Genomic DNA, 18,687 nt, shown 5'->3' with positions numbered 1-18,687 from the left:
CGGCCGCTGCCCCCCTTCATACCCAAGAGTACTGAAGACCTCAAACCCCGCAGCACAAAAGCGAGTTGGGCACCAGCGGCCTACCGGCCACCCGGTGTCCCGGCGTCCCGCCGCTCCGGTTACGCCCCGGCCGCCACCGTCATGGCCTCCAGGTCCGCGACGAAGTACTCGGCGCCCGCGTCCCGCAGCCGCACCAGCTTCGCGGCTTCTGTGCCGTAGCCGACGAACGGGACGCCCGTCGAAGCGGCGGCGAGCGCGTCGGCCGGCGAGTCCCCGATCATCAGCCCGTCGGCCGCCGCCGTGCCGGTCTCCGTCAGCAGCCGCTCCAGGCAGTACGGGTGCGGCTTCATCAGCCGCGGGTCGTCGTGCCGTCCGACGACCGCCCCGAAGTACGGGGCGATTCCGTGCAGTTCAAGATAGGCGCGGACGGCGGCCTCACTGTTGTTGGTCGCGACGACCAGCTGTTTCCCGGCCGCCAGCAGCTGTTCCATCAGGTCGATCGCGCCGGGTGTGGGCTCCGCGGTGGCCGCCGCCTCGGTCTCCAGCTCCTCCAGCCGCTTGCGCAGGGCGGAGACCACTCCCTCCGGGTCGCTGGGCAGGGCGGCGTACGTACGCCGCAGCACCGCCAGCGGGTCGTGCGGCTCGTCGGCCTCCGTCCAGTGCGGGAGCCGCGCGGCGGCCATGGCGCGCAGCTCGGCGGCGATGGCGGGCGCCCGCAGACCGGCGAAGAGCCCGCAGACCGGGCCGTCGAAGTCCCAGAGGACCAGCGAGGCACGCGAGAGCAACGCCCTCAGCACGGGGACGGGAGTGAGGTCCGGGGCGGTCGGGGCGGGGTCGGATGAGAGCAGCACGTCAGTCGCCGAAATCCGCATCTTGGGCCAGCTGGTCCCAGTAGGAGTCGAAGAATTTCTGCGCCGCTTCCACCTTCAGCGCCTGTGCCGGCTTGGTGTACGGGAAGAGCGTCGCGCCCACACCGAGCGAGTCGAGGATGGTGACCTCGACGCCGTCGATGGGCTCAGGTGTCCACTGCTCCAGGGTGTAGTAACCCTCCAGCAGCTGATCCTTGTTCAACAGGTACAACTTCAGCGGCGGGGTGAAGGGCACGGTCCGGATCTGCACCGACACCTCGGGGACCAGGCCCTGGTGGCGCAGCCGCAGCAACGAGTGGCGCAGCGATCGGGCGTGGTTGATCACCATGTCGCGGTGGCGCTTGCGCGGCCGGTCGTCGTCGGGGTCCTCGACGCCCCGCGGGAAGGCGAGCCGTATCCCGGTGATGTCGGGGAGCATCAGCCGCAGCGAGATGCTGTGCGGGCGGATGTCGCCGTCGCTGATCCGGGCGACCTGTGCGCCGAGGTGCTGGGCCATCGTCTCGGAGGTCAGCGAGAGCACGTCCATCGTGATCTCCTCGGCCTCGAACGCGGCACGCAGCCTGGGCTGGAGGGTGACCTGCGCGGGCTGCGCAGCGGCGGCCGGTACGGGTCCGCCGGTCACGGTCGCCGGGCGGCCACGGCTCGACGAGATCAGCCCCTCGTCCCTGAGTACCTCCAGCGCCCGGCCGACGGTTTCGCGCGACACACCGTAGGTGGCCTGCAGCTCGCGCTGGGAGGGCAGTTGGCCGCCCGCCCGGTGCACTCCGTCGGCGATCTCGGTGCGCAGATCGTCCGCGATGACCTGGAACTTCCTGCCGTCTGTGCTGCCTGCGTCACGTGGGGCCACCGCCCCACCGTACAACTACCGGGCACCCGAGCGTAATTGACACGACTCAACAGACACCGAGCAGACACCAAACGGACAGTGCCGCACCCACGGTCGACCAACCAGGCCAGTAACCAGACAAGTTTACGGACATGTCGTATGCGGGCATACCAATGCCAGGCCCAACCAGGCCAACTTGTCTGGTACTTGACTGCAAGAACCTCTCCACGGGGCACACGAGCCGTACAACGGCGTGCAGGCAACTGGTGCTCCCCGCCATCCCGAAGGAGGGAACCCCATGCCTACCGCGGCTCTTCTGATCGCAGGAATCGGATTCGTCATCGAGCAGACCGTTCAGTCCGCGTTCGGAATCGCAGGTCTCATCGGATTCGGCATGCTCACTGTCGGCGTGAAGGCAGCCAACGTCCCGTGCAGCTGCCTCGGTGCCTTCATGCTGTTCGTCCAGGTGAAAGCCCTGATCGGCTGAGACGTCCGGGCGACCCCGGCAGCGCAGGACCCTAGAAGCCGTCCGGGCACCACGGCCGGACGGCCGTACGGAACAGCGCCTCGGTGACGGCGACCGCACCGGCCGTCTCCTCCGAGATCCGGCCCAGCGCGGCGAGCCGGACCGCTGAGGCATCTCCCAGATACAGCGCCCCCAGATCCCCCACGTCCAGCGTGACATCGGCGGACTCCGAGGCCGGCGCGCACACCGCGCCTTCGGGCGAGGCATCCAGCCGGTAGCGGCCCGCCGACAGCCCGTCCTGGTCCCGCACCTCCAGGACCAGGGTGCCCGAGGCCTCGTACGTACGGGCCTCCAGCGCCCGTGCGACGTCGAGCAGCCGGATCCACAGGTAGTCCGCCTGCTGGGTGATTCTCGCCGCGCGCGGGTCGGGCAGCAGTGACGGCAGCAGTTCGTCAGGGCCCCGGTGCTCGGCCTGGACGGTGACGACCCAGTCGACCGAGCAGAGGAAGTGCCACAGGGCCCGTTCGGCGGCCGGGGACACGGCGATCAGGTCGTCCACTCTCGCGGTGTTGAGCGGCTGCTTGGCGGGGCCCCAGTGGTCGTCGGCCCGGTAGACCAGCAGGCCGTCGACCTCACCGCCGGGCGAGCGGTAGACCGCGTAGAAGGGCTCTGTCCACGGCGGCTTGCCCGGCGCCTGGTCCAGGCCCGTCCTGAGGGCCCACCAGCGCTCGTCCCTGCTGACCGCGCCGGGCTGCGACTGCCGGAAGCGGGCGTGCAGTTCGGGGCCGAGCTTCCGTACGTCCGCCCCGTCGACCAGATCGATCCGGCCCCCGCACTCCGGCCGGGACCAGCGCGGGTCGAGTCCGGCGCGCGGCACGTCGACCGTCCAGTCGGTGGCCCAGGCTGCGGGCCCGAAGCCGAACCGGCCGTAGATCGGGTACTCGGCGGCGATCAGCGTGGCCAGCACTTCCCCGCGCTCCCTCGCCGCCGCCAGGTCCACCGCCATCATCCGGCTGAGCAGGCCGCGCCTGCGGTGCGTCGGCGTGACCGTGACGTGGCTGACCGCGTCCGACGGGAGCGAGGCCCCGCCGACGACAGTGATCTCCTGCGCGAAGGACCGGAAGGTCGCGACACAGCGTCCGTCGTCGAACGCCCCCTGAACCCGGGCCAGGTCGGTGTGCGGGCGGCGGCTCCGCACCTCCTCGCCGGAGACCGCGGGCGGCTGGAGGAAGCCGGTGCGACAGGCGCGCAGCCAGTCGGGGAATTCGGACTCGGAGATCGTGCGGACGTCAACGGCCATGCCGGCCACGCTATGCACCCGCGCCTCAGACTGTCGCGCGAATTTCGCCGACCTTCGCCTCGCCGCCGAGCAGTGGCGCGTCAGCCAGTCTGGCCAGCACCGGGCTCTCCACGCCCATGCGTTCCAGTGTCCGGGCCAGCACAGGTCCGAGCACCCGGACCGCACCGTCGTCGATCTTGAAAGCGAGCGCCCGGCCATCGGGAAGCGCGAGCGCCTGGACCGCCTCGGCGCCCATCTTGGACAGCGTCCCGGGCAGCGCCCGCATCAGCCAGGTGTCCGGCCTGCGGGTACCCGCGACGTACTCGGGGTGAGCGCGCATCGCGTCCGCGACCCGGCGTTCGGGCGCCCCCTCGGGGGCGAGGACGAACGTACGGAACGCACGGGCCAGACCGACCAGGCTGATCGCCATCAGCGGCGCCCCGCACCCGTCCGTACCCACCGCGGCCACCCGCTCGCCCGCGGCCTCCTCGACCACCGTCAGGATCAGCCGCTGGAGCGGGTGGGAGGGGTCCAGGTAGGAGTCGGTGGGCCAGCCGTTGAGCGCGCAGACGGCCAGCATCGCGGTGTGCTTGCCGGAGCAGTTCATGGTGACGCGCTCGCGCCCGTGGCCTGCGGCCAGATACCCCTCGGCCTCCACCGGGTCCAGCGGCAGGTCGGCGGGGCACTGAAGGTCGCTCTCGCGCAGCCCGTACTCGTCGAGCATCGTCCGCACGAGCGCCCGCTGGAACTCCTCGCCCGAGTGGCTCGCCGACGCCAGCGCCAGCCGCTCGCCGGAGAGGTCCAGTCCGGCCCGCAGCAGGGCGGCCGCCTGCATCGGCTTGTTGCTGGAGCGCGGGAAGACGGGCAGTGACGGGTCCCCGAGCGCGTGCTCGATGCTCCCGTCGGCCGCGAGGATCACCAGCGAGCCCCGGTGCCGGCCCTCGACGAAGCCGGAGCGTACGACTTCCGCGAGTACCGGGGAGACGGGGTCGGTGGAGCTGGCGGTCATCATCGGCCTTCCGGAACGGGGCCCGCCCACCGGAAGGATCGCCTCAGGTCAGCAGGTCATCTACTTGCGCTTCGCCTTCACGGTACCTGCGGGCGATCTCCGCGCTGCAATCATCGGCGGTCCGCTGGAGGTGCTGCCTGCGCCGCGAGACCTGCTGCTCGTAGCGGACGAGCCGGCCCATTCCGGTGTGCAGCTCCTCGTCCGTGCGGGCGCCGAGGTCGGAGAGCTCCACCTCGGCGAGCATGTCGGCGGCCAGCTTGCTGTTCTCCGCGCTGCGCGGCGTGGAGAGCGTCACATGGCGGGCGGACGAGCGGTGCGAGGACGGCACGTCCGCGAGGATCTCGGAGAGCCGCTCCACGACCGGCGACTCCGGACCGGTGCGCCGGGCCAGCTCGGCACGGAGGATGTCGATCCGCCCGTGCAGCATCCGGCGCACGTAACTGAGGTCGGCCTCGTCCCGCTGGGCGTCTCTGCGCAGCGTGCGCAGCTCCGGCAGACGGAGCCCGCCGATGTCGTGTTCGGTGACCGCGGGGAGCGCCGCACCCGCGCGCTGTGCGGGTGCCCTCCGTACGGAGCTGATCCGGGTCATGGATACGGGACCGGACGACTGTCCGGCGCCAGATGTGCTCATATGCGTATTCCGTCCCCTCGACCGGTGCGGTGCACCGCCTCTCGTGCATGGTGCCACTCCGGGTGGTGCCGCTGCTGACTCTCCGCACCCGTTCGGCCCCGGATAGATTGGGCCGCATGCGTGCAGTGGTGCAGAGGGTCGACGGCGCGAGCGTCGTCGTGGCAGGTGAGACCGTGGGTGAGATCACCGGCGAGGGGCTGTGTGTCCTCGTGGGGGTCACCCATGAGGACACAACGGAAAAAGCGGCGCAGCTAGCCCGAAAGGTATGGTCGCTGCGCATCCTGTCGGGCGAGAAGTCGTGTTCCGACGTGAATGCACCTTTGCTGGTGATTTCACAGTTCACGCTGTACGGAGACGCCCGGAAGGGCCGCCGCCCCACCTGGAACGGGGCCGCTCCCGGCGAGGTGGCCGAGCCGCTCGTCGATGAGGTGGTGGCACAGCTGCGCGCCCTGGGGGCGACGGTGGAGACGGGGAGGTTCGGAGCGGACATGCGGGTCTCGCTGACGAACGACGGCCCCTTCACGGTGCTGCTGGAGATCTGAGCGCGCTCGGGGGTCTTTCGCGATGAGCGTCCGATGAGGCCGCTGATTCGCCGCAGCCTCAGAAGCGCCCGCCCACGCCCCCCGGGAACCGAAATGACTGATCACCCGTTGGCCGTCTGATGTCCCGTAGCACGGGCTGAGGAGACGCATGGATGTCCGCCGGGCCGAGCAGTTCCTTGCCGTTGTGAAGCACGGCGGCATCACGCGTGCGGCGTCGGCTCTCTACCTCTCCCAACCCTCGCTGTCGTTGTCGATCCGTTCACTCGAGAGGGAGCTCGGGATGACCCTCTTCGTCCGCTCGGGGCACGGGCTGGTGCTCACGGATTCGGGGAGACGTCTCATCCCGGCGGCCGAGCGGCTCCTTGAGAGCGTCGCGGAGGCGGGCCGTGTCATGAAAGAAGTCCGGAGCCTGCGGACAGGGACCCTCACGATCGCGGCGGCCGCAGAGCTGGTGGACGACCCCTTGGCCGCCATGATCGGCCTCTTTCGGCAGGCCCATCCAGGAGTCGTTGTCGAGATCGTCGACTCCGCCGCCGCCGGCGCGCCGTTCCGCGCGCTCCAGACCGGGCACTGCGACGTCGAGCTGTCCACCGAACATACGACGGCCAAGGGCCTGACGTGCCGTTCGCTCGGCACTCAGCGGCTGCTCCTCGTCGCGGCCGCAGGGTTCGACCTGCCGGGCTCCGGCCCTCTCCCCCTCGGGGACCTCAGTTCGGTACCGATGATCCTCACACCGCCCGGAACACCCGACAGACTCCGCATCGACGCGGAGCTCGCACGGTGCAGTGCCGGCCCGATGGTGGTCTGCGAATGCGGGCCGCGGGAGATGATCTGGCCGCTGGTCCTCGACGGGGTGGGAGTGGCGATCCTGCCGCCCGGCGCGGCGGCCGCGGCCGCCCAACAAGGGATGACGGTGCGCGAGACGGCGCCGCCGATCGAACGTCAGCTGTTCCTCGTGCATCGCGCGGGTCCGAACCCGCCCGCGCTGGAGGCGCTGCTCACGGTCATCGCTGCGGGGGATGAGCCACAGCCAGTTCGGTGAACCGTTCGGCCAACGGCGACTTCCGGTCACGGCGATGAACTACGCCGATCTGCCGGGCGAGTCGCAGATCGAGCTCACGGACGACCGCGCCACGTGCACGGGCCATCTCTGCGTAGCGTTCCGTCACCAGTGCGGCGCCCGCCCCGGATAGCACCAGCGACACCTGCGCGTCGCGGTGTGCGCTCCGTACGCCCAGCTTGAGTTCGACTCCCGTGCCCGCGACTTCCTGCCCCACGAACGAGATCGGCATTCCGCTGCTCGGGACGACAAGGGGGTGCTCGGCCACCGCGCTCCACGCCACCGGGCCCGGATCTACCCGGGTGCCGGGCGGGAGAATGAGCCACTCCCTGAGATGTCCCAGCGGGATCGCCGTGAGGTCGTGCAGCCACAGCGACGGCAGGAGAATCGTTCCGACGTCGCAGTGCCCCTCTCTGACAAGGCGGCACACCGTTTCCTCGTCCTTCGCCTGCTCGATCCGGGACCGCATCGTGGGGTTCTCGCGATGCAGGAGCCCGAGAAGGGTCGCGGTCGGGTGGATGGCGAGAGTGCCCCACGTCGCGATCTCCAGCAGCCCGCCGTCCGGCGTCGTTTCGATGTGTGCGTCCCGCACGATCCGCCGCGCAGATCCGAGGAAGATCCGGCCGGCGGACGACAGGGCGACGCCATGGCCGAGACGCTCGAACAGCTTGAGGCCGAGTTCACGCTCAAGGACGGCGATGCTGCGGGACAGCGCCTGCTGCGTGAGCCCGAGGGCCGTGGCGGCTGTGCGGATGCTTCCGTGATCCGCGGTGGCGACGAAGTGCTCGACCTGATGAATCCGCATGCTGCCCACCCTGCCTGGCCTGCTGCCATAGGTCTTGGTTGTCGAAAGCCCCATTTTCTGTATTGGATCGTAATGATCCAGCGTGCGTTGAATGGACGGCAGGACGCACCGGACGCGGACCACCCGGGCGCAGTGCCACCCGCCCATTGAGGCGGCCCACTCAGGCGATACCCGACGAGCGGCCCTTCGGGCTCACTCATTGGTCCGAACAGAAAGGGAGAGATCCATGTCGCAGCCCATCACCACGACGGACGGAGGGCCGGGTCGTCGTCCGCGCAGTGCCACCTCCTACCCGCCGTACGACACCGCGGCCGAGAACGACGCGGTCTACGCACGCCACGTCAGCGCCTCCCACGTCGCACTCCTGCCTCCGCAGATGAACATCCATCTCGGTGAGCGCGCGGGTGCACGGGTCCAGGACGCCTACAGCGGTGTGTGGTACTGGGATTGCTGGCGCCAGGGGTCGAAGTTCAACCTGGGGCACCGCCATCCGGCCGTGGTGGCGGCCTGTCTCGAGGCCGTCGACCATGTCGATGCCGGTAACTGGGCCCTGGCCTCGGGATACCGGGCCCGTCTGGCGGAGAAGCTTGCCGCGAGCACGCACCACGCGCTGTCCGGCGTGACGTTCGGCGTCGGCGGTGCCGACGCCATCGAGATCGCCGTGCACGCCGCCCGCGCCCACACCCGCCGCACGAAGCTCGTCTCGATCGCCCAGAACTCCTACCACGGTGGGACAGATCTGTGCCTGAGCCTGAGTGGGATCAGCGCGCACCACCGCGATCGGTATCTCGTGGCCGACGCGGACGTGACGAGGGTTCCGTTCAACGACCTTGACGCGATGCGACGTTCGGTGACCCGGGAGACAGCGGCCGTGGTCATCGAGCCGACTCCGGCGCAGGCCGGCTATCCGGTGCCCGCGCCCGGCTATCTCGAAGGAGTCCGGCGGATCTGCGACGAGCAGGGCACAGTCATGATCGTCGACGAGACGCAGACGGGTCTCGGATCCTGTGGCGGCGGCGTCGTCTGGCAGTACCAGCAGCACGATCTGGTGCCGGACATACTCACCACCGGCAAAGGACTGGGCGGCGGTCTGTACCCCATATCGGCCGCGGTGATGGCCGAGCCGATCTGGGCCTCCTACACCAGGGACCAACTGGTTCCGCACGAGTCGACCTACGCCGGAACGGATATCGGCTGCATCATCGCGTCGGCGGTCCTGGACCTGACCATGGACGCGGGTTTTCTCGAACGGGTGGACCGGGTCGCGCAGCGCTTCACCGACGGCTTCGCCGACGCACCCTTCGAGTTCTCTCAGATCGGCACGAACATGGGCCTGCGGACGCAGACGCCGCTGGCCACCGCAGTGCGGCTCCTCGATGCCGGTGTGCTCGTCATTCCCTCCGGCAGCGACCTCGTAGTGCCTTTCCGGCCGGTCCTCACCCTCAGCGACGAGGAAGCCGACGCGATCGTCGCCCTCGTCCGCGACGCCCTCGGATAGACGGCGCCGCACACTCCCACGCACACAGACCGCCACCCACGAACGGAGACTCCTGTGACCGTGCCCGAGCCCATACCCACTGCCGCTCTGCCCGTCATCGCGCTCCCCCAGGGCGAGTTGCTCACCGCCAGTGTCAACGACATCCCGGTCATCAAGGACGCACTGGGGACCGGCGTGAGCTATCAGCCGCTCTTCCTCGATCCCGAGGCGGGAATCTGGGTCGTGATGGCCTACTTCGCCCCCGGCGCCGAATTGCCGATGCACCTGCACACCGGCGCCGTCCACGGCTTCACGCTCAAGGGGAAGTGGGCGTACCGGGAATACCCGGACCAGCCTCAGGAGACCGGTTCGTACCTGTACGAACCGGGCGCATCCGTGCACCAGTTCTACGCCCCCGAGACGAACACCGAGGACACCCAGGTCCTCTTCATCGTGAACGGCGCGAACGTCAACTTCACCGAGGAAGGCACGTTCCACTCGGTGCTCGACGCTGTCACCTTGGTCGAGGTCACGAAGGCACTGGCCGAGACCCAGCAGTTGGGTGAACTGAATTACATCCGGGGTGGCAGCGCCCGCTACTCGGCCACCTAGGGAATCCGGGCCGTGGACCTGTCCAAGGGTGTCGTTCCCGAATCCGGACTCCGCGCATCCACGCCGCGTGCCGACGTTCCCGCGGTCCCCCACCGCCGCCGGAACATGGCATTGCTGGCCGCCTCCTCCGCGACGGACAACACCGAGGCGAGCGTGGTCTCGGTGCTCTTCCCCGCCGTTCAGACCGCCATGGGGCTGTCCTTGTCCGCACTCAGCTGGCTGGTCGCGGCGGCCAAGCTGATCGGCGTGGCGACCGGCCCGCTGTGGGTCGCCGCGGCACGCCGCACCAGCCGCACCTTCGTTCTCGCGGCGTCCACGGCCGGGGCAGGGGCGTTCATCGCGGGCGCCGGCGCCGCGCAGAACTTCGCTCAGCTGCTGGTGCTGCACCTGGTGGCCGCGGCAGGGTTCGCCGGAGTCGCGCCGCTGGCCGCCGCGTTGGTCGGCGACATGTACAGCGACAACCGCCGGGGGCGCGCCATGGGGTACCTCTACGGCGCCCTCGCTCTGATCTCCGCTGCCAGTGCACCGCTCTTCGGCCAGCTCTCCCGCTTCGCCAACGGATGGCGGTGGGGATACACCCTCTGCGGAGTCCTGTGCGTCCTGGTCGGGCTCGCGGTGCTGGTCTTCTTCCGGGACCCGGGCATGGGCGCGTCCGACGGCCGCGCCGCAGTGACGCCCGCCCGGGAAGCGGAGCGAGGGATCCGGTGGGCCGATGTCGTCCGTTTGCTCAGGATCCGCTCGTTCGTCCTGCTTCTCCTTCAGCGGCTGCTCTCCACCCAGCTGTTGTTCGTCGCCTTCGGTGTGGTGTTCCTGGTGGAGGTCCTCGGGTTCACCAATGCCCAGGCGTCGCTGGCCATGCTGCCCTACGGGGCCGGCTACTTCCTGGGCACGGTCATCGGCGGGTACCTCGCCGACCGGATCCACCGGCGCTGCCCCCGCCGTGGCCGGGTCGCCCTGTTCCAACTGGCCCATGTCGCCTTCGCGGCCGTCGCGTTCGTCACGACCCAGTTTCCGTGGCACGCGCTCGGGACGGTGGCCGTACTGTTCTCGATCCTCGGCGGCCTCCAGGGAGTCACGCCGGTCGTGCAGACCCCCATGATCATGGCCGTTGTCCCGCTGGAACTCCGTGCTCTGGCCTTTGCACTGAAACTCTCGGTCATGGACTCCATCGCCTGGGTGGTGTTCACCCTCTCGGCGGGATATCTCGGCGACCGCATCGGGCTGAAGCAGACGTTCTTCTGGTTCCTCGTCGTCGTGCTGGTCATCAACGCCGCATTCATCTCACTGCTCTACCGGCCCTACGTGCGCGACTGCGCCCGCCTGCACGCACAGCTCGCGGCACCGGCCGCGGTCACCGGTCCCGCACATTGACCGTCCGCATACCTCGACGAAGGAACAGACCTATGGCGACAGCGAACAGGCCGGACAGCCCGGACAGCCCGGGGCCTCGGCTCAACGACATCGTCCGGCTCCAGGCTGCCGACCTGTCGGATGCGATTCACCAACGGCGGGTGTCGTGCGCGGAGGTGATGAACGCCTACCTCGACCACATCGAGGCCGTGAACCCCGCGGTCAACGCCATCGTCAGCCTTCGCCCGCGGAGGGAACTGCTCCAGGAGGCCGTGGAGAAGGACCGGCTGCTGGCACAGGGACACGACATGGGCTGGATGCACGGCTTCCCCCATGCCGTCAAGGACACGGCCGACGCAGCAGGGTTCAAGACGACCCGTGGCTTCTTCCGCGGCGCGTACGACCTGCCGGCAGCGCGGAGCGACTCCCTTCATATCGCCCGCATACGCGCCGCGGGAGCGATCTTCATCGGAAAGACCAACGTGCCCGAGTTCGGGCTCGGTTCACACACCTACAACGATGTGTTCGGTGTGACTCGCAACGCCTACCACCCGGAACGGTCGGCGGGCGGCAGCAGCGGGGGCGCCGCCGTGGCGGTAGCGCTGCACATGCTGCCGGTGGCCGACGGCAGCGACTTCATGGGGTCACTGAGGAATCCGGCGGCCTGGAACAACGTCCTCGGCCTGCGGCCATCCTTCGGCCGGGTCCCCACGGCGGGCTCGGAAGTCTTCGTCCAGCACGGCGGAGTCGCCGGTCCCCTCGCCAGGACCGCCACCGACCTCGCACGGCTCCTGGAGACGATGTCCGGATACGACCCCCGCGCCCCGCTCTCGCTCGACGAGCCGGCCGGCACGCTCTCGCCCGGTCCGGAGCGCGACTTCACCGGCGCACGGGTGGCATGGCTGGGCGACCTCGACGGCTACCTCCCCATGGAACCGGAGGTGCTCGATCTGTGCACCAGGGCTCTCGGCGTGTTCGAGTCGATCGGCATGACGGTCCAGTCGCATCCCGGGCTTCCGAAGGCTCCTGGGTTCGACGGCACCCGTGATCTGTGGCCCCTGTGGCTGACTTTCCGGCACTGGCTGGCCGGCGCACAGCTCCACCCCCTCTACCAGAATCCGGTGACCCGGGCCGCGCTCAAGCCCGAGGCCGTCTACGAGATCGAGGGGCTGATCAACGGGGTCGACGGACGACCGCCCATCGGGGCACGGGACCTGTTCGACGCCTCGGTCAAACGGACCTCGATGTACCACGCCTTCCTGCCGCTCTTCGAGACCTACGACTTCCTCGTGCTGCCGTCCGCGCAGGTGTTCCCGTTCGAGACCGGGACGGACTGGCCGAGGGCGGTGAACGGGACGGCCATGTCCTCCTACCACCGGTGGATGGAGGTCACCACCATCGCGACACTGCTCGGCGTCCCCGCGGTGAGCCTTCCGGCGGGATTCAGCCGGGACGGGCTTCCGATGGGGGTGCAGGTACTCGCGCGAAGCCGCGCCGAACGCGACCTGCTGCAACTCGCACACCGGTGGGAGCGCGAGTCGCCCCGGGGACACGCCGTACCGCCGCGGCTCGTGAAGTAGCGGAACCAGCTCACCAAGGAGATGTGCACATGACTCGCCACTTCGACACCGGGCGCCGGACCCTGCCCGTCCCGGAAGCGCGTCCGCGGACGACGTCCACGCTCGACGTCAGGGACACCTCCTATCCGCCGATCGCGCAGCTCCGCCCTCCGGCCGGCGCACCGAACGTGGTCGTCGTCCTGATCGACGACATGGGATTCGGCGCGTCGAGTGCGTTCGGCGGTCCCTGCGCGATGCCGTCGGCGGAGCGTCTCGCCTCCGGCGGCCTCAAGTACACCCGCTTCCACACCACAGCGCTGTGTTCGCCCACCCGTGCGGCACTGATGACCGGCCGCAATCACCATGCGGTGAACATGGGAACGGTGACGAACCTGGCCACGTCGACCCCCGGATACACCGCCGTACGACCGCAGTCGGCCGCGACCGTCGCCGAAGTCCTGAGGCTCAACGGATACTCCACCGGCGCCTTCGGAAAAATGCACCAGACACCGCCCTGGGAGATCAGCCCCATCGGCCCGTTCGACCGCTGGCCGACCGGAGAAGGGTTCGAACGGTTCTACGGCTTCCTCGGCGGCGAAATGAACCACTGGAACCCTCTGCTCTTCGACGGCACGCAGCCGGTCCAGCCGCCGGACACCGAGGACTACCACCTGAGCGACGACATCACCGACCGGGCGATCAGCTGGATGGGCACCCAGCATGCCCTGGCACCCGACAAACCGTTCTTCATGTACCTGTCCTTCGGCGCGACCCACGCACCCCACCACGCTCCCAAGGAGTGGATCGAGAAGTACCGCAACCGGTTCGATCAGGGCTGGGACCACGAGCGCGAATCCATCCTGGAACGGCAGCGGGCGGCCGGCGTCGTCCCCGAGGACTGCGTGCTGACCCGGCGCCACGACGACATCCCGGCCTGGGACGAGCTGAACGCCGACGAACAGGCCGTGGCCGCAAGGCTGATGGAGACCTACGCTGCCTTCGCCGAACACACCGACCACCAGGTCGGCCGCGTGGTGGACGCACTCGAAGCATCGGGCACGCTGGAGAACACGATATTCCTGTATCTGCTGGGCGACAACGGAGCCAGCGGAGGCGGCGGTACTCACGGCTCCTTCAACGAGATCGCCGGCCTCAACGGCGTACACGAGCCTGCCGCGAACATGGCGCAACGTCTGGACGAGTTCGGCAGCGCGACCGCGTACAACAACTTCCCCACCGGATGGGCCCACGCGACCAACACGCCGTACCAGTGGTTCAAGCAGGTGGCCTCGCACTGGGGAGGGACACGCGTCGGCCTGGTCGCGCACTGGCCGGCCGGCATCCGCACGGCGGGCGGGACACGCCATCAGTGGCACCACGTGAACGACATCTACCCGACCATCCTGGAGGCGGTGGGCCTTCCCGTTCCCGAGGTCGTCAACGGCACGGAACAGCAGCGGATCGACGGAGTGAGCATGTGCTACACCTTCGACGACCCCGACGCGGACGAACGGCACACCACCCAGTACTTCGAGATGTTCGGCAACCGCGGCATCTATCACGACGGATGGTCGGCCTGCACCAAACACCTGGCCCCGTGGGAGCGCGCCCCCGACACCGGATTCCAGGACGACCGCTGGGAGCTCTACTCTCCCGACGACTGGAGCCAGGCGCACGACGTCGCCGACGCATACCCGGAGAGGCTCGAACAGTTGCAGCGCCTGTTCCTGGCCGAGGCCGAGAAGAATTCCGTACTGCCTCTCGACGACCGGCGGGTGGAACGCTTCATCGCGGAGCTGGCGGGCCGGCCCGTCCCCAACAGTGGGCTTGGCACCATCGAACTGCACTCCGGAATGCGCCAGTTGAATGACAACACTGTCCCCGACATCAAGAACAGGTCGCACTCGGTCCGGGCGTCGCTCGTCGTCCCCGAAGCCGGTGCGGACGGCGTCGTGATCTCCCAGGGAGGGCGATTCGGCGGCTGGTCCCTCTTCCTGTCGGCCGGGGTGCCGACGTACTGCCACAACTGGCTCGGATTCGAGCGTTACCACGTGCGCGCCGGCCAGGCGCTCACGCCGGGGCGACACGAGTTGGTCTTCGCATTCGACTACGACGGGGGCGGGTTCGGCCGGGGCGGGACCGGCTCCCTGATCGTGGACGGCATGCAGGTGGCCGAGGGAAGAATCGACCGCACCGTGCCGTTCCGGAACCCCACGTCGGACACCACGGATGTGGGGATCGATCTCGGAGCGCCGGTGACCGACGAGTACCTCTCCGAGAGGGGCCGGTTCAGCGGCCGTATCGAATGGGTGCGGATCACCGCCGACCGCGACGGCCCGGCCCTTCCCCCGGGGGTGGTCCAGAACATCGAAGTGGGGACCCAGTGACAAGCGCCGAGCGCACCGGGAGGGCTCAAGCGCACCGGGAAAGCACGCCCGCCGTGACGCAGACACCGGCGCCCTGCTGCGCCGTCTCCCGGCCGACGACGGCCGATCCGGGCGTACCGCCACTTCGCGCCGGGACGCGTGCGCGCTCGACACGGGGGCAGGTCCGCATCGAAGGCGATGAGTTCGCGATGGGCGACGGCTTCAGCGAGGGATATCCGGCCGACGGCGAGCGACCGGTGCACTCGGTGCGGCTGTCGCCCTACTTCATCGACGCCACCGCGGTGACGAACGCGGCGTTCGCCACGTTCGTCAAGGCCACCGGATACGTCACCGACGCCCAGCAGTTCGGCGCCTCAGCGGTGTTCCATCTGGTGGCCTCCCGCCCCGATGTGATCGGCGCGGCGGCCGGTGCACCGTGGTGGCTCACGGTCCGGGGTGCCTCCTGGCGGTGCCCGGAGGGAGGCGACTCCACCATCGGAGCCCGGCAGAACCACCCCGTGGTGCACGTGTCCTGGCGCGATGCGTCCGCCTACTGCGCCTGGGCGGGCAAGCGGCTGGCCACCGAAGCGGAGTGGGAGTACGCCGCACGCGGCGGCCTGGTCGGCAGACGCTTCGGCTGGGGCGACGAACTGACCCCCGGCGGGCGGTGGGCCTGCAACATCTGGCAGGGCGACTTCCCCGTCCGCAACACCGTCGACGACGGCTACCTGACCACCGCCCCGGTCAAGTCCTACCGGCCGAACGGCCACGGCCTGTGGAACATGGCCGGCAACACCTGGGAATGGTGCGCGGACCGGTTCTCCCCCACGTACTACTCGCAGTCCCCTGCGACCGACCCACCGGGCCCCGACACCGGCACCACGCGTGTCATGCGCGGCGGCTCCTACCTGTGCCACGACTCCTACTGCAACCGCTACCGCGTGGCAGCCCGCTCCAGCAACACCCCCGAGTCCGGTTCCGGAAACCTCGGCTTCCGTTGCGCCAACGACGCCCTGTGATCAGCGGGCCCGCTCAGCTGCGCCGGGGCGGGAGACAGCGCTGCCCCCGAGTCGTCGGCTGCCCTTCACCGGGCCTTGATGATCTTTCCGCTCCTGTCGACCGTGTGGCTCTGCCAGTAGGTGTCCCACTTGTCGCCCACATGCTCGGGCACCTTGCCCTTCGGGTAGCGGGTGTAGCCCTTCGGCGGTTCGTGGCCGTTGGTGGCGCAGGCGCTGCCGGTGGAGCCGACATTCAGGACCGGATACTCACCACCACCGCAGATCGCGTCCTCCTGCGAGCAGCCCGTGACGGCGAAGGCCATCGACACGGCGGCGGTCAGCACAAGAACCCGCACGGAGCGGCCGCGCCGGTTGCCGGACAATGCCGTACGGGGACGAATGGACGCGCGCATGGTGCACTCCTCGTGAATCGACGTAGCAGCCACCCTGCCCGACCGCGATCACCCGGTCCTGAGTACACCTACTCAAACCGCCGTCCGCACGGGCTCAGTGCCCGCTGTGCCCGGCGGTGACGGAACGGATCCACTTCAGCTGCTGGGAGACCTCCCCGGCCCCCGCGAACTCGGCCCGGTCGGAGCCGAAGAAGACGCCGATGAGGGACTCACTGCCGCACGGGCCGATGGTCATCACCGGACCGCCGGAGTCACCGCCGGCCGGGATCCCGGACACCTTCCTGGCGCAGAAGTCCGTGCCGCCCGGCGTGGCAAGACCGGCGCACCCGGGGTCGTCCGACGGCAGAACACGCAGGTCCGACTGTTTGAGCACAGGCGACTGGCAGGTGTTCTCGTCCCCCGGACAGGTGGCGCCCCAGCCGTACTGCCGCACCAGCCGGCCGGGCCGGGCCCCGGCAGTGGCGAGCCGCGCCACCCTGACCTTCATCGGCGGGACCTCGATCAGCATCATGTCGGCCTTCGGGTTGCCCACCCGGCTGCCGCGCACCGGGTGCACCGTGCTGCCCTTCCGTTCGTCGAGGCTGCCGACCCGGAAGGTGATCCGCGAGTCGGCGACCGGCTGCGCCTGCTCGAAGAAGCAGTGCGAGGCGCTGATGATCCACTGCGGTGCGACCGCGGTCCCGGTGCACTCCTGCTTGCCGTCGACCAGCATGCGCACCGCCCACGGCCCGTATCTGCTCACCGACCCGCCGATGACGGCCGACGCCGGTACGGCCGGCGCCAGCACGGCCGCCAGGAGCAGCGGAACGGTCAGCAGCAGAACACGTACACGGCGCGCCATCCGAAGGCTCCCCCACTCGGGCGGGCCCGCGGACTCCTGCGACGTGGGCCTCGCCCCATCCATGTCCGAACCGGACGGCTCCTACCCCTGACCGGCACGATCCGTCGCGATGCGCCGCGGCCACTGCGCCGGTCACCCGGCCCCTCATGGACCCCTAAGGCTGGACGACCACTTCCTGGGCGGCCGCCGTGTCCCCCGCCAGCAGCTCCGCGTCCACCGGCACATTGCGCTTCACCAGTGCCAGTGCGATCGGCCCCAGCTCGTGGTGGCGGGCCGACGAGGTGACGAAGCCGAGTTGGCGGCCCTCCGCGCCGTCCGACGCGAGCCGGACCGGCGTACCGGGCCCCGGCAGCAGCACCTCGCTGCCGTCCAGGTGCAGGAAGACCAGCCGCCGCGGCGGCTTCCCCAGGTTGTGGACACGGGCGACCGTCTCCTGCCCCCGGTAGCAGCCCTTCTCCAGGTGGACCGCGGTGCCGATCAGCCCCAGCTCGTGCGGGATGGTCCGGTGGTCGGTCTCCAGGCCCAGCCGCGGCCGGTGCGCCTCGATCCGCAGCGCCTCGTACGCGAGCAGCCCGGCGGCCGGACCGTGCCCGGCCGCGTACGCCTCCAGCCGCTCCCGGGGAAGGAAGAGATCACGGCCGTACGGCGTCTCGCGCACGACCACGCCGTCCGGCACATCGGCGATCGAACCGGCCGGCAGGTGGACTACCGCGATGTCCTCGCTGCGGTCGGCGATCTCGGCACGGTAGTAGAACTTCATGCTCTCCAGGTACGCGATCAGCTCCTGCTGCGTGCCCGGCTCGACGTGGGCCCACACCGTTTCGCCGTCGTCGACGAGGTAGAGGGCGTGCTCGATGTGGCCGTTGGCCGAGAGGATCAGCGCCTCGGTGGCCACGCCCTGCGGCAGTTCGCTGACGTGCTGGGTGAGCAGCAGGTGCAGCCAGCTCAGCCGGTCGGGGCCGGTGACCGTGACGACTCCGCGGTGGGAGAGGTCCACGAGACCCACGCCGTCCGCCAGCGCGCGTTGCTCGCGGAACAGGTCTCCGTAGTGGGCGGCGACACCTTCGTCCCGGCCTTCGGCGGAAACGGCACCGGGCAGTGACAACAGCGGACTCTTCATGTCCGCAAGCCTACGACCGGCCGCCGGAAGCCCGGGACCCGTCACCCTCACCCGCACACTTCGCGCACCGCCCGAAGATGGCGAAGTGCTTCATGTCGGTCTCGAAGCCGAAGGATTCACGGAGCTTCGCCGTGAATTCGGCCGCCACGCTCACATCGGCCTCTATGACCTCGGTGCAGTCGCGGCAGACCAGGTGGATGTGGTGGTGCCGGTCGGCGAGGTGGTACGTGGGGGCGCCGTGCCCGAGATGGGCATGGCTCACCAGGCCCAGCTCCTCCAGCAGCTCCAGGGTCCGGTAGACCGTGGAGATGTTCACGCCGCCCGCCGTCTTCCGCACCTCGGTGAGGATTTCGTCGGGCGTCGCGTGCTCCAGCGCGTCCACAGCCTCCAGGACGAGCTGGCGCTGCGGGGTCAGCCGGTATCCGCGGCTGCGGAGGTCGCTCTGCCAGTCGGTGGTCACCACG

At 69.6% G+C, this 18,687-nt stretch carries 19 protein-coding genes; 9 read left to right on the top strand and 10 right to left on the bottom strand.

The features are described from left to right. Positions 1-119: 119 nt before the first annotated feature. Entirely contained in the window at positions 120-851 is a 732-nt protein-coding gene (locus OG584_RS18875) for an HAD family hydrolase (RefSeq protein WP_405779329.1), read from the bottom strand. A gap of 1 nt (position 852) precedes the next feature. Next, positions 853-1,716 (bottom strand): GntR family transcriptional regulator, encoded by an 864-nt coding sequence (locus OG584_RS18870; RefSeq protein ID WP_405779327.1) that lies wholly within the window; start codon positions 1,714-1,716, stop codon positions 853-855. Positions 1,717-1,993: 277 nt separating this feature from the next. On the opposite strand from OG584_RS18870, the gene OG584_RS18865 reads away from it, so the two are divergent. Then, the gene (locus OG584_RS18865) at positions 1,994-2,182 is read left to right on the top strand and encodes a hypothetical protein (RefSeq protein WP_405779325.1); all 189 of its coding nucleotides are present in this window, start codon (positions 1,994-1,996) and stop codon (positions 2,180-2,182) included. 31 nt (positions 2,183-2,213) lie between these two features. Here the strand turns inward: OG584_RS18865 and OG584_RS18860 are convergent, their stop codons facing one another. Genes OG584_RS18860 through OG584_RS18850 form a run of 3 tightly spaced genes read right to left on the bottom strand, consistent with a single transcriptional unit; the run spans position 2,214 to position 5,080 of the window. Beyond that, complete coding sequence (locus tag OG584_RS18860; protein WP_405779323.1) at positions 2,214-3,461, bottom strand: GNAT family N-acetyltransferase; 1,248 nt, start codon at positions 3,459-3,461, stop codon at positions 2,214-2,216. 25 nt (positions 3,462-3,486) lie between these two features. Then, positions 3,487-4,452: an asparaginase gene (locus OG584_RS18855; protein WP_405779321.1), complete on the bottom strand. Its 966-nt coding sequence runs from the start codon at positions 4,450-4,452 to the stop codon at positions 3,487-3,489. Positions 4,453-4,492: 40 nt separating this feature from the next. Continuing rightward, positions 4,493-5,080 (bottom strand): ABC transporter substrate-binding protein, encoded by a 588-nt coding sequence (locus OG584_RS18850; RefSeq protein ID WP_405779320.1) that lies wholly within the window; start codon positions 5,078-5,080, stop codon positions 4,493-4,495. A 116-nt stretch (positions 5,081-5,196) separates the two neighbouring features. Here OG584_RS18850 and dtd point away from each other — a divergent pair, with 116 nt between their 5' ends. After that, positions 5,197-5,622 (top strand): D-aminoacyl-tRNA deacylase, encoded by a 426-nt coding sequence (gene dtd, locus OG584_RS18845; protein WP_405779318.1) that lies wholly within the window; start codon positions 5,197-5,199, stop codon positions 5,620-5,622. A gap of 148 nt (positions 5,623-5,770) precedes the next feature. After that, positions 5,771-6,664 (top strand): LysR family transcriptional regulator, encoded by an 894-nt coding sequence (locus tag OG584_RS18840; RefSeq protein ID WP_405779316.1) that lies wholly within the window; start codon positions 5,771-5,773, stop codon positions 6,662-6,664. Here the strand turns inward: OG584_RS18840 and OG584_RS18835 are convergent. Then, on the bottom strand, positions 6,627-7,487 hold the full coding sequence (locus OG584_RS18835; protein WP_405779314.1) for a LysR family transcriptional regulator: 861 nt from the start codon (positions 7,485-7,487) through the stop codon (positions 6,627-6,629). The genes OG584_RS18840 and OG584_RS18835 overlap by 38 nt on opposite strands. Positions 7,488-7,713: 226 nt before the next feature. Between OG584_RS18835 and OG584_RS18830 the strand changes: the two genes are divergently transcribed. Genes OG584_RS18830 through OG584_RS18805 form a run of 6 tightly spaced genes read left to right on the top strand, consistent with a single transcriptional unit; the run spans position 7,714 to position 15,870 of the window. Further along, positions 7,714-8,985, top strand: a complete 1,272-nt coding sequence (locus tag OG584_RS18830; protein WP_405779312.1) for an aminotransferase class III-fold pyridoxal phosphate-dependent enzyme — start codon at positions 7,714-7,716, stop codon at positions 8,983-8,985. A gap of 54 nt (positions 8,986-9,039) precedes the next feature. Beyond that, complete coding sequence (locus OG584_RS18825) at positions 9,040-9,576, top strand: 2,4'-dihydroxyacetophenone dioxygenase family protein (protein ID WP_405779310.1); 537 nt, start codon at positions 9,040-9,042, stop codon at positions 9,574-9,576. 12 nt (positions 9,577-9,588) lie between these two features. Then, entirely contained in the window at positions 9,589-10,947 is a 1,359-nt protein-coding gene (locus OG584_RS18820; protein ID WP_405779308.1) for an MFS transporter, read from the top strand. A 32-nt stretch (positions 10,948-10,979) separates the two neighbouring features. Continuing rightward, complete coding sequence (locus tag OG584_RS18815) at positions 10,980-12,506, top strand: amidase (RefSeq protein ID WP_405779306.1); 1,527 nt, start codon at positions 10,980-10,982, stop codon at positions 12,504-12,506. Between the two features lie 29 nt (positions 12,507-12,535). Further along, positions 12,536-14,872: an arylsulfatase gene (locus tag OG584_RS18810; protein ID WP_405779304.1), complete on the top strand. Its 2,337-nt coding sequence runs from the start codon at positions 12,536-12,538 to the stop codon at positions 14,870-14,872. Positions 14,873-14,925: 53 nt separating this feature from the next. After that, on the top strand, positions 14,926-15,870 hold the full coding sequence (locus OG584_RS18805) for a formylglycine-generating enzyme family protein (protein WP_405779302.1): 945 nt from the start codon (positions 14,926-14,928) through the stop codon (positions 15,868-15,870). Positions 15,871-15,935: 65 nt separating this feature from the next. On the opposite strand, the gene OG584_RS18800 is transcribed toward OG584_RS18805, so the two are convergent. The 4 genes from OG584_RS18800 to OG584_RS18785 all read right to left on the bottom strand — a co-directional run bounded on the left by OG584_RS18800 (position 15,936) and on the right by OG584_RS18785 (position 18,686). Then, positions 15,936-16,262 (bottom strand): SCO0607 family lipoprotein, encoded by a 327-nt coding sequence (locus OG584_RS18800; protein ID WP_405779300.1) that lies wholly within the window; start codon positions 16,260-16,262, stop codon positions 15,936-15,938. 94 nt (positions 16,263-16,356) lie between these two features. After that, positions 16,357-17,103 carry a S1 family peptidase gene (locus tag OG584_RS18795; protein WP_405779299.1) on the bottom strand — a complete coding sequence of 249 codons (747 nt, stop codon included), beginning with the start codon at positions 17,101-17,103 and terminating at the stop codon, positions 16,357-16,359. Between the two features lie 154 nt (positions 17,104-17,257). Beyond that, positions 17,258-18,223, bottom strand: coding sequence for a YgfZ/GcvT domain-containing protein (locus OG584_RS18790; RefSeq protein ID WP_405779297.1), 966 nt, complete (start codon positions 18,221-18,223; stop codon positions 17,258-17,260). 10 nt (positions 18,224-18,233) lie between these two features. Further along, complete coding sequence (locus tag OG584_RS18785; protein WP_405779295.1) at positions 18,234-18,686, bottom strand: Fur family transcriptional regulator; 453 nt, start codon at positions 18,684-18,686, stop codon at positions 18,234-18,236. Position 18,687: the final 1 nt, after the last annotated feature.

The organism is Streptomyces sp. NBC_00859, assembly GCF_045161865.1.
Classification (GTDB): Bacteria; Actinomycetota; Actinomycetes; order Streptomycetales; family Streptomycetaceae; genus Streptomyces.
Note: the sequence above shows the minus strand (reverse complement) of the source record. Positions and strands in the feature narration are given on the sequence as shown.

Coding starts and splice junctions, on each gene's coding strand:
- OG584_RS18865 (WP_405779325.1), top strand. CDS start 1,994: ATGCCTACCGCGGCTCTTCTGATCGCAGGAATCGGATTCGTCATCGAG.
- OG584_RS18860 (WP_405779323.1), bottom strand. CDS start 3,461: ATGGCCGTTGACGTCCGCACGATCTCCGAGTCCGAATTCCCCGACTGG.
- OG584_RS18855 (WP_405779321.1), bottom strand. CDS start 4,452: ATGATGACCGCCAGCTCCACCGACCCCGTCTCCCCGGTACTCGCGGAA.
- OG584_RS18850 (WP_405779320.1), bottom strand. CDS start 5,080: ATGAGCACATCTGGCGCCGGACAGTCGTCCGGTCCCGTATCCATGACC.
- dtd (WP_405779318.1), top strand. CDS start 5,197: ATGCGTGCAGTGGTGCAGAGGGTCGACGGCGCGAGCGTCGTCGTGGCA.
- OG584_RS18840 (WP_405779316.1), top strand. CDS start 5,771: ATGGATGTCCGCCGGGCCGAGCAGTTCCTTGCCGTTGTGAAGCACGGC.
- OG584_RS18835 (WP_405779314.1), bottom strand. CDS start 7,487: ATGCGGATTCATCAGGTCGAGCACTTCGTCGCCACCGCGGATCACGGA.
- OG584_RS18830 (WP_405779312.1), top strand. CDS start 7,714: ATGTCGCAGCCCATCACCACGACGGACGGAGGGCCGGGTCGTCGTCCG.
- OG584_RS18815 (WP_405779306.1), top strand. CDS start 10,980: ATGGCGACAGCGAACAGGCCGGACAGCCCGGACAGCCCGGGGCCTCGG.
- OG584_RS18810 (WP_405779304.1), top strand. CDS start 12,536: ATGACTCGCCACTTCGACACCGGGCGCCGGACCCTGCCCGTCCCGGAA.
- OG584_RS18800 (WP_405779300.1), bottom strand. CDS start 16,262: ATGCGCGCGTCCATTCGTCCCCGTACGGCATTGTCCGGCAACCGGCGC.
- OG584_RS18795 (WP_405779299.1), bottom strand. CDS start 17,103: ATGGCGCGCCGTGTACGTGTTCTGCTGCTGACCGTTCCGCTGCTCCTG.
- OG584_RS18790 (WP_405779297.1), bottom strand. CDS start 18,223: ATGAAGAGTCCGCTGTTGTCACTGCCCGGTGCCGTTTCCGCCGAAGGC.